Below are 10,191 nucleotides of genomic sequence, written 5' to 3'. Positions count from 1 at the left end.
GATACAGAAATTGCCGTGTCAATACCTAAAATAACCCAATAACTGAAATAATTTTTGCGGACATATTGCACTATGTCCTTCAATGTTTTTTCCATTATAGTATAAATGAATAAAATAATATTTCGAAATTTGATTTATCTGATTGATTATGATCAGTACAAGGACTATGACTACGATTTCCATGTTGGTGTAGCCCAACAGAGAATCCCTTCATCTTTCGATACGTACATACATTTCTACACTATATCTTTTGTAAAGATATAATTCATAATACTTTATGGATTTTTATTTTTGAGAGAGGTCATCGATAAATATATCCACTGTTTGGTTACCGATGTCAGATAGACTGCCTGCTATTTTACAGACTTTCATTACATTTTTGCAGTAAAATCCCCATACCCCTATAAAATAGATTGATTACTCAATCACGTAAATCCCCATTTTCAGATACCGGCTCTACACACCCAGCCGGTATATCTACACATGCACACCCTAACATTGTCAATCGAACAGCAACTTTCGATTTCCCATTCACATGTACTAATTCCCCTTCCAATCCTGCCAATGGTCCCTTGATTACCCGTATTTTCTCTCCCGGAGCCAATGGCGATGTACTCATGCTAATCGTCTCATCCGAGTAGTCGAGCATAAACTTAAATCGCAACATTTGTTGATCAGGAATAACAGCCGGAGTACTCTCCCCACGTAATACCATGTAACGGCTGATAGAAGATAAAGTCAGGACTTCTTTTTGTTCTTGCAGATCAACGTGAACGAAAATCATCATCGGAAGCAGTACCCGGTCGACAATTTTACGGCGGTCGCTCCATTGATGAACTTCTTGTTGAATTGGAAGGAAATTTTCGATCCCCATTTTCGTAAGCCGCTCACCCGTTTTTTTCTCGTGACAAATACGTACGATTGCCACCAACCAACGTTTTGAGCGCGCTACGCTGCTGCCAATCACATCTGTTGGCAGAAGATTTCGATCGTCATTTTTCTTAATGATCATGTATTTTTACCCCTCATTTTTCCATACCCCTTAGGCAATGGATTGAATTCGGTGACAAAGATAGATAAAATTATAAATAGTAAACAAGAAAAAACGCTTTCTTTTTTTACACACAAATAGAAATATACAGTTAAGACTATCTTGGACGTGAAAAATCCGCTATCACATTGGTTCTATTTTACCACCCATATTTTATACAACATCCCTAAACAAATCAGGCGCAGAATTTCCGCGCCTGATCTCTATTTCTTACTTACCACTTATAATTGATACCGAAGCTAAGCAATTCTTTCAACTGAAAAAAGCTATCTCCTTCAGTCGGTTTCGAGCTATCGTCAAAACGGGTATGTATATAGAGCTTGGTAGAAAGATAACGGTTCAAAACGAAGTTGAATGTATTTTCCCATTCTACACGTGCCCAATGATAGTTGGTCAGATAATTGAGACGAGACTCTAAAGTTACTGCAGAGATGATGGTCCAGCTCAATGTGGATTGCAACTGGGAACCAAAGTCGTTTTTAGAGCATTTTCCTTTGTCTAAGCCAAACTTTGTTTCGTCTACTTCAGAATTACCGATATAACGCAAGTTATAAGTCAACGGCGCCATAAACACAGAAAGATTAAATTTCTTCTTACTCAATTTATAATCCATACCGACACTGACCGCCAAATCTGCCGGAGACATGAAAGATGAAACCAATTCTTCGCTGTTAGCTTTATATCCGTTGAAAAACTGTGTCTTAAACTCGGACGAAATGGTATAATACCAATTCTTGAAAGCTCTCAAACCTAATTTATTATACAAACGAAATTGGTCTGTATTGAACAGATATTTATGGTATTCATCTGACGGAGTGGAAGTCATACCTACTTTAGCTTCCAGCTGGTTCTCAAACAGCACCTTTTCATTGTCATTATAGTTGGCAAAAATCTGAAAAGTGGCTAATCCGGAGAAGTTACTTTCACCTCCCTTATACCAGTTATCCGAAAGGTGGTTCTGACTGATCTGCAACGATCCGTTACCTCCGGTCACCCACCAGTTCGGCCGACTAATCTTCATATTGGCTTTCCCTACATTATCATCCATATTTTCCGGTTGAAACAGATGAATAACGTTTGCTTTGGGAGATATTTTCGGCTTCACATCGTGACGGAATACATCACGACTCATGATGCGGTCTTCTGTAGTGACAACCAAGTTCGGACGTTCCAAATAAAGATCCATCAATGCACTGTTCACTATTTTCTCGGCACGCTGGGTTTTGGTAAATGCCAGGGTATCATAAGGCAGAAGTTCCGCTGTCAGTTGAGGAGTGGTGTCCCATTGCATAGGCTTCCATTCCAATTTCGAATATTGTGCCATCGGAGCATAATAATATGCCAATGGTGTGAACAGACGAAAATAATCGGGATCAGACGGAATATAACGTGGCGGCACAGACAGGTCGTTCAAATAATCTAATTGCGCGACATACTTATTATATAAATAAGAAACGGTATCCAGTTTCGGAGTCGGCCCCGACATATTCAGTTTAAGCATCAAATATTTCTGAAGCTCCGCCGAAAGCGTATCTGCTTTCACAACTCTGGCTTTTGCCACAACTGTTGAAGATTTAACCGTTTTGGCAGGTTTAATCGCTTCAGGAGCAGGCTGCAGAGAGTCAGTCGGAAGTGGAGAGGGATCGACAGATTCCTGTGCAAAAAGCGATAACGATAAGATTGACAGAATAAACGCTGAACATAAAGTAGTAATTCTCATCATATTTGTCTATGGTTTAGAGTGCAAAGCTACATTATTTTGTTCAGAAATCATAGGATTCTTTTAAAATTGCATTTTTTAATAAAATTGTGGAGACGAAAGACTGTAATCTTCCTCTTTTTTTTATAATTTTGCGGTTTTTAAGTTCGTAAGAATACTACTAAGTAAACAATTATTAAAACAGTTATAGCTGTGGGAGAAACAAAGTATATTTTCGTCACCGGTGGTGTTGCCTCTTCTTTAGGAAAAGGGATCATCTCATCATCCATCGGTAAGTTGCTGCAAGCAAGAGGTTATAATGTAACCATCCAGAAGTTTGACCCGTATATCAACATCGACCCGGGAACATTGAACCCTTATGAGCACGGAGAGTGCTATGTAACCGTAGACGGACACGAAGCCGACCTCGACTTGGGACACTATGAGCGATTCCTGGGTATACAAACGACAAAGGCGAACAACATTACTACGGGACGTATCTACAAGAGCGTCATTGACAAGGAACGTCGTGGAGATTATCTGGGTAAAACGATCCAGGTGATTCCTCACATCACAGACGAGATCAAACGGAATGTAAAACTGCTTGGTAATAAATACAAGTTTGATTTTGTGATTACTGAAATCGGTGGTACGGTAGGTGACATCGAATCACTCCCCTACCTCGAAAGTATCCGTCAGTTGAAATGGGAACTCGGTAAGAACGCTCTTTGCGTACACTTGACCTATGTGCCTTATCTTGCTGCTGCCGGAGAATTGAAAACAAAACCGACGCAACATTCTGTAAAGGAACTCCAAAGTGTGGGTATTCAGCCGGATGTACTGGTACTGCGTGCCGAGCATCCGCTAAGTGACGGACTGCGTAAGAAAGTGGCACAATTCTGTAATGTAGACGATAAAGCCGTTGTGCAATCTATTGATGCGGAAACAATTTACGAAGTACCTATCCTGATGCAAGCGCAAGGGCTGGACAGCACTATCCTCGAAAAGATGGGACTGCCGGTAGGAGAAACTCCGGGACTCGGTCCATGGCGTAAATTCCTGGAACGTCGTCACGCTGCAGAGACTAAAGAACCGATCAATATTGCACTGGTTGGAAAATACGATTTGCAGGATGCTTACAAATCTATCCGTGAAGCTTTATCGCAAGCGGGTACTTACAATGACCGCAAAGTGGAAGTTCATTTCGTAAACAGCGAGAAACTGACAGATGAGAATGTAGCTGAAGCTTTGAAAGGTATGGCGGGCGTAATGATTGGTCCGGGATTCGGTCAACGGGGTATCGACGGCAAGTTTGTCGCTATCAAATATACACGTACACATGACATTCCGACTTTCGGTATTTGTCTGGGTATGCAATGTATTGCTATTGAGTTTGCACGCAACGTACTAGGATACGCAGATGCCAACTCACGTGAAATGGATGAAAAGACTCCGCACAACGTGATTGATATCATGGAAGAGCAGAAAGCAATCACCAATATGGGTGGTACGATGCGTCTGGGTGCTTACGAATGTGTATTGCAGAAAGGTTCGAAAGCATATCAGGCTTACGGACAGGAACATATTCAGGAACGTCACCGCCATCGCTATGAGTTCAACAATGATTATAAAGACCGATATGAAGCTGCCGGCATGAAATGTGTAGGTATCAACCCGGAATCGGATCTGGTAGAAATCGTTGAAATCCCGACTTTGAAATGGTTTGTCGGCACACAGTTCCATCCGGAATATGGCAGTACGGTACTGAACCCTCATCCGTTGTTCGTTGCATTTGTGAAAGCTGCCATCGAAAACGAAAAAGCAACGGTGAACGGCTAACGCGATACGTGGTAAACAACCGGTAGTTTGTAATTTATATAATTTGTAATTAAAATAAGAATGGATAAAAACACCATCACAGGTCTCGTTCTGATAGGTATATTATTGGTAGGATTCAGTTTTTTGAGCCGTCCAAGCGAGGAACAGATAGCTGCGCAAAAAAAATACTACGATTCTATTGCCGTGGTACAGCAGCAGGAGGAAGCGTTGAAGGCTAAAACGGAAGCTGCACTGGCTAACAGTCAAAAAGAGGTGGCATCGGCTGCCGATTCTTCTGCTTTGTTTTTCAATGCCTTGCATGGAACCGACTCTAAAATCAGCATCCAGAATAATGTAGCGGAAATCACTTTCACAACCAAAGGCGGACGTGTCTATTCAGCCATGCTGAAAGATTATATGGCACAAGACAAAAAGACGCCGGTCATGTTGTTCGACGGTGACGATGCTTCGATGAACTTCAACTTTTACAACAAGGCAGGAGCCATCCAGACCAAAGATTATTTCTTTGAAGCTGTGAACAAGACGGACAGTAGTGTTACAATGCGTCTGGCTGCGGATAGCGCAAGCTATATCGATTTCATCTATACGCTGAAACCGGATAGCTACCTGATGAACTTTGAAATCAAAGCGACAGGCATGGAAGACAAGTTGGCTAGTACTAAGTATGTGGACATCGACTGGTCACAACGTGCCCGCCAACTGGAAAAAGGATTCACTTATGAGAATCGTCTGTCGGAACTGACTTATAAAGTAACAGGTGACAATGTAGACAACTTGTCTGCTGCCAAAGATGACAGTCAGGATTTGCCGGGACGCATTGATTGGGTAGCTTTCAAGAATCAGTTCTTCTCGTCTGTATTTATCGCTGAACAGGATTTCGACAAGGTTTCCGTTAAGTCAAAAATGGAACAACAGGGAAGCGGATATATCAAAGATTATTCTGCTGAAATGAATACTTTCTTTGATCCGTCAGGCAAAGAACCGACAGAGATGTACTTCTACTTCGGTCCGAACCACTTCAAGACGCTGAAAGCGCTGGATAAAGGACGTGACGAGAAATGGGAGCTTCACCGACTGGTTTACCTGGGTTGGCCGCTGATTCGCTGGATTAACCAGTTTATCACGATCAACGTATTCGACTGGTTGTCCGGCTGGGGATTGAGCATGGGTATCGTTCTGTTGATTCTGACTATTATGGTGAAAGTGCTGGTTTATCCGGCTACCTGGAAAACGTACATGTCTTCTGCCAAGATGCGTGTATTGAAACCGAAAATTGATGAAATCAACAAGAAATATCCCAAGCAGGAAGATGCAATGAAGAAACAGCAGGAGGTGATGAGCCTTTACAGCCAATACGGGGTAAGCCCGATGGGTGGCTGTCTGCCGATGTTATTGCAGTTCCCTATCCTGATGGCTTTGTTTATGTTCGTGCCGAGTGCTATCGAACTGCGTCAACAGAGTTTCTTGTGGGCGGACGACCTTTCTACTTATGACGCTATCATCACATTCCCGTTCCATATCCCGTTCCTTGGCAATCACCTTAGCTTGTTCTGCTTGCTGATGACGTTGACAAACATCTTGAACACAAAGTACACAATGTCTATGCAGGATACCGGAGCGCAGCCACAAATGGCGGCTATGAAATGGATGATGTATCTGATGCCGATTATGTTCTTGTTCGTCTTGAACGATTATCCGTCAGGTTTGAACTATTACTACTTCGTGTCAACGCTGATTAGTGTGGGTACTATGATTCTGCTTCGTAGAACGACTGACGAAACTAAATTGTTGGCTATTCTTGAAGCGAAAAAGAAAGACCCGAAACAAATGAAAAAGACCGGATTTGCTGCTCGCCTGGAGGCGATGCAAAAGCAACAAGAGCAATTGCAGCAGCAAAGACAGAATAAAAAATAAGGAGTAATTCCTGAATCATATTCTAAGAAAGCCGGACATCCTATTTTGGTTGCCCGGCTTTCTTTCTCTAAAAAATAAAATAAGATGAAAACTAAATATTCTTATAAACAAATCTGGACAATCTCCTACCCTATCCTAATCAGTCTGATTATGGAACAGATGATTGGTATGACGGACACTGCTTTTCTGGGACGTGTCGGAGAAATCGAATTAGGTGCTTCCGCCATTGCAGGTGTATATTACCTTGCCATTTTCATGATGGCATTCGGTTTCAGCATCGGTGCCCAGATATTAATTGCGCGTCGCAATGGAGAAGGAAACTACAAGGAAATCGGACCCATTTTTTATCAGGGCATATATTTCCTGCTTGCCATGGCAGTGATTTTATTCACGTTCTCCATCGTATTCTCACCATATATCCTCAAGAATATCATTTCGTCTCCTCATATTTATGATGCAGCCGAAAGTTATATTCATTGGCGTGTGTACGGGTTCTTCTTCTCTTTCATCATGGTGATGTTCCGCGCCTTCTTTGTAGGTACGACACAAACCAAGACGCTGACTTTGAACTCTATTGTGATGGTACTTTCGAATGTGGTATTCAATTATATCCTGATTTTCGGTAAATTCGGTTTCCCGCAATTGGGAATTGCCGGTGCTGCTATCGGCTCTTCGCTGGCTGAAATGGTATCGGTGATTTTCTTTATCATCTATACCTGGAAGCGGATTGACTGCAGGAAGTATGCATTGAATATACTGCCTAAGTTCCAAGGGAAAACACTGAAACGAATACTGAATGTTTCTGTGTGGACAATGATTCAGAACTTTGTTTCTTTGTCTACCTGGTTTATGTTCTTTCTATTTGTGGAACATTTGGGAGAGCGCTCTTTGGCAATCGCGAACATTATCCGAAACGTGTCGGGAATCCCGTTTATGATTGCAATGGCATTTGCATCCACCTGTGGTTCATTGGTCAGCAATCTGATCGGTGCAGGTGAACAGGATTGTGTACGGGGTACTATCAGGCAGCACATTCGCATTGGATATATATTTGTATTGCCAATTCTGATATTCTTCTGTCTATTTCCGGATCTGATCCTACGTATTTATACAGATATGCCGGATTTGAGAGCAGCATCCGTGCCTTCACTATGGGTATTGTGTTCTGCCTATCTGGTGCTGGTGCCTGCCAATGTTTATTTCCAATCGGTATCAGGTACAGGGAATACGCGGACTGCACTGGCTATGGAACTTTGTGTATTGGCTATCTACGTCACATACTCTGCATATTTCATCATGTACCTGCGGATGGACGTCGCATTTGCCTGGACAACGGAATGCGTATATGGTATTTTCACGCTGATGTTCTGCTACTGGTATATGAAGAAAGGAAACTGGCAGAAAAAGAAGATTTAAATCCTTTTTTCACTATCTTCGCAAGAAAATAAACATTTTATAAAATATATGAGACAAGCTAATTTAATTATGATGTCGGCGGCAATGTTGTTAGCTGCCTGCGGAGGAACCAAAGACGCAGGCAAGACAGATCAGGTGCTTATCGAGAAATCGGATATTAAGATCGAAGGGAAGCGCATGACTCCCGAAGCACTTTGGGCTATGGGACGTATCGGCGGATTCGCCGTATCGCCCGACGGAAAGAAAATTGCGTATACGGTAGCGTATTACAGCGTACCGGAAAACAAAAGTAACCGCGAAGTTTTCGTGATGAACGCAGACGGAAGCGAAAACCAACAAATCACTCGTACCCCGTATCAGGAAAATGAGGTGACTTGGATTAAAGGAGGCACCAAACTGGCATTCTTAAGCAATGACAACGGAAGCAGCCAGCTTTATGAAATGAATCCGGATGGTAGCGGGCGCAAGCAGCTGACCAACTACGACGGAGATATTGAAGGATATTCCATCTCACCGGATGGCAAAAAACTGCTGTTTATTTCACAAGTAAAGACGAAAGAAAGCACTGCTGATAAGTATCCGGACCTGCCGAAAGCTACCGGTATCATCGTTACCGACCTGATGTACAAACATTGGGATGAATGGGTGACGACCGCTCCGCATCCTTTTGTTGCCGACTTTGATGGTAACGGCATTTCCAATATCGTGGATATTCTGAACGACGAACCGTATGAAAGTCCGATGAAGCCTTGGGGTGGCATCGAACAACTTGCCTGGAATACAACCTCGGACAAAGTGGCTTATACTTGCCGCAAAAAGACGGGACTGGAATATGCGATTTCTACCAATTCGGATATTTATGTATATGACCTGAACACCAAGAAAACGGAAAATATTACTGAAGAGAACAAAGGATATGATACCAATCCGCAATACTCACCGGACGGCAAGTATATTGCCTGGCAAAGCATGGAACGTGACGGATACGAAGCTGATCTGAACCGTCTGTTCATCATGAACCTGGAAACTGGCGAGAAGCGTTTTGTGAGTAAGGCATTCGAATCGAATGTGGATGCCTTTGTTTGGGGAGCAGATGCAAAAGTGATCTATTTCACAGGTGTGTGGCATGGAGAATCACAAATTTATGCGCTTGACCTGGCAAATGATTCGGTAAAGGCTATTACTTCAGGAATGTATGATTACGAAGGGGTAGCTCTTTTCGGAGATAAGCTGATTGCGAAACGTCATTCAATGAGTATGGGTGATGAGATTTACTCTGTGGCACTGGATGGTTCTACCACTCAACTGACACAGGAGAACAAACAAATCTATGACCAGTTGGAAATGGGTAAAGTGGAAGGTCGCTGGATGAAAACAACAGATGGTAAACAGATGTTGACATGGGTGATTTATCCTCCACAGTTTGATCCGAACAAGAAATATCCGACTTTACTGTTCTGCGAAGGAGGTCCGCAGAGTCCGGTAAGCCAGTTCTGGTCTTATCGCTGGAACTTCCAGATTATGGCAGCTAATGATTATATCATCGTTGCTCCGAACCGTCGCGGTTTGCCGGGATTCGGTGTGGAATGGAACGAACAGATTAGCGGCGATTACGGTGGCCAGTGTATGAAGGATTACTTCACTGCTATCGATGAAATGGCAAAAGAGCCGTATGTGGACAAAGATCGCTTGGGATGTGTAGGTGCCAGCTTCGGAGGATTCTCCGTATACTGGTTGGCAGGACATCATGACAAACGATTCAAAGCATTCATTGCCCACGATGGTATCTTCAATATGGAAATGCAATATCTGGAAACTGAAGAGAAATGGTTTGCCAACTGGGATATGGGAGGCGCATACTGGGAAAAACAAAACCCGGTGGCACAACGTACGTTTGCCAACTCTCCTCACCTATTCGTGGAGAAATGGGATACGCCTATCCTCTGTATTCATGGAGAAAAAGACTACCGTATTCTGGCTAATCAGGCAATGGCTGCTTTCGATGCTGCCGTGATGCGTGGTGTTCCTGCAGAGTTGCTGATTTATCCGGATGAAAACCACTGGGTATTGAAACCGCAGAATGGGGTTCTATGGCAACGCACATTCTTCGAATGGCTGGACAAATGGGTGAAGAAAGCTCCATCTAAGTAAAATTTTAAAGCACGGATTATACGAATCTCACAGTCATTTGATTCACTAAAACTGCATATTTCATATAATCTGTGCTTAACGACTTTCCAATAAAGTAAAATAAAAGAAGGCTCTGTTCTCA

The 10,191-nt window shown here is 42.7% G+C and carries 6 protein-coding genes; 4 read left to right on the top strand and 2 right to left on the bottom strand.

What is annotated here, in order from left to right; genetic code table 11:
* Positions 1-421: 421 nt before the first annotated feature.
* Both BSCG_RS08625 and BSCG_RS08630 read right to left on the bottom strand, forming a co-directional pair.
* Positions 422-1,012, bottom strand: a complete 591-nt coding sequence (locus BSCG_RS08625) for a UpxY family transcription antiterminator (protein WP_004299971.1) — start codon at positions 1,010-1,012, stop codon at positions 422-424.
* A gap of 253 nt (positions 1,013-1,265) precedes the next feature.
* Positions 1,266-2,774 carry a DUF3078 domain-containing protein gene (locus BSCG_RS08630; protein WP_032849619.1) on the bottom strand — a complete coding sequence of 503 codons (1,509 nt, stop codon included), beginning with the start codon at positions 2,772-2,774 and terminating at the stop codon, positions 1,266-1,268.
* A gap of 189 nt (positions 2,775-2,963) precedes the next feature.
* Here BSCG_RS08630 and BSCG_RS08635 point away from each other — a divergent pair, with 189 nt between their 5' ends.
* From BSCG_RS08635 to BSCG_RS08650, 4 genes are all read left to right on the top strand, one after another.
* The gene (locus BSCG_RS08635) at positions 2,964-4,589 is read left to right on the top strand and encodes a CTP synthase (protein WP_004299973.1); all 1,626 of its coding nucleotides are present in this window, start codon (positions 2,964-2,966) and stop codon (positions 4,587-4,589) included.
* A 60-nt stretch (positions 4,590-4,649) separates the two neighbouring features.
* On the top strand, positions 4,650-6,503 hold the full coding sequence (gene yidC, locus BSCG_RS08640) for a membrane protein insertase YidC (protein ID WP_008643796.1): 1,854 nt from the start codon (positions 4,650-4,652) through the stop codon (positions 6,501-6,503).
* Between the two features lie 84 nt (positions 6,504-6,587).
* Positions 6,588-7,919 (top strand): multidrug efflux MATE transporter BexA, encoded by a 1,332-nt coding sequence (gene bexA / locus BSCG_RS08645; protein ID WP_004309255.1) that lies wholly within the window; start codon positions 6,588-6,590, stop codon positions 7,917-7,919.
* Between the two features lie 48 nt (positions 7,920-7,967).
* Positions 7,968-10,070 carry an alpha/beta hydrolase family protein gene (locus BSCG_RS08650; protein ID WP_008776616.1) on the top strand — a complete coding sequence of 701 codons (2,103 nt, stop codon included), beginning with the start codon at positions 7,968-7,970 and terminating at the stop codon, positions 10,068-10,070.
* Positions 10,071-10,191: the final 121 nt, after the last annotated feature.

The sequence above is a fragment of the Bacteroides sp. 2_2_4 genome, from assembly GCF_000157055.1.
GTDB classification, from domain to species: Bacteria; Bacteroidota; Bacteroidia; order Bacteroidales; family Bacteroidaceae; genus Bacteroides; species Bacteroides ovatus.
Note: the sequence above shows the minus strand (reverse complement) of the source record. Positions and strands in the feature narration are given on the sequence as shown.

What these genes read in the sequence shown, in the direction of transcription:
- yidC (WP_008643796.1), top strand. Translation starts at nt 4,650, where the DNA reads ATGGATAAAAACACCATCACAGGTCTCGTTCTGATAGGTATATTATTG.
- bexA (WP_004309255.1), top strand. Translation starts at nt 6,588, where the DNA reads ATGAAAACTAAATATTCTTATAAACAAATCTGGACAATCTCCTACCCT.
- BSCG_RS08625 (WP_004299971.1), bottom strand. Translation starts at nt 1,012, where the DNA reads ATGATCATTAAGAAAAATGACGATCGAAATCTTCTGCCAACAGATGTG.
- BSCG_RS08630 (WP_032849619.1), bottom strand. Translation starts at nt 2,774, where the DNA reads ATGATGAGAATTACTACTTTATGTTCAGCGTTTATTCTGTCAATCTTA.
- BSCG_RS08650 (WP_008776616.1), top strand. Translation starts at nt 7,968, where the DNA reads ATGAGACAAGCTAATTTAATTATGATGTCGGCGGCAATGTTGTTAGCT.